Raw genomic sequence first — 316 nt, 5'->3', positions numbered from 1 at the left:
AAGACGGTCGAAGGTATTGAGCAAGCTATTGCTCGGGTACAGCAAGCCCAAGGCAAGGTATCCATTTCTGCTGTTGCTAAGGAGGCCGGGGTCACCCCAGCCCTGATTCACAACACCTACCCGGACCTTGCAGAAAAGATCAGAAGGCTAGTGGGTAAGGCAACGAGAAGTCAGCGCGATGCCAAGCATGACACGTTAATTCGTGAGCGCCAGATCAACCATGCCTTGAGGCAGGAACTTGCAGAGTCGCGTGCAGATTTAGCTAAGCTTGCATCCATTAACCAAGTACTAATAAACGAGGTAGCCTTACTAAAAG

At 50.6% G+C, this 316-nt stretch carries 1 protein-coding gene; it reads left to right on the top strand.

Annotated features, from left to right (window positions below; translation table 11 throughout):
* Positions 1-316: hypothetical protein (locus SQ11_RS17695; RefSeq protein ID WP_052494307.1), on the top strand; the 316-nt coding region annotated here is incomplete at both ends.

The sequence above is a fragment of the Nitrosospira sp. NpAV genome (assembly GCF_000832065.1).
Classification (GTDB): domain Bacteria; phylum Pseudomonadota; class Gammaproteobacteria; order Burkholderiales; family Nitrosomonadaceae; genus Nitrosospira.
This window is presented reverse-complemented; position numbering and strand designations above follow the sequence as displayed.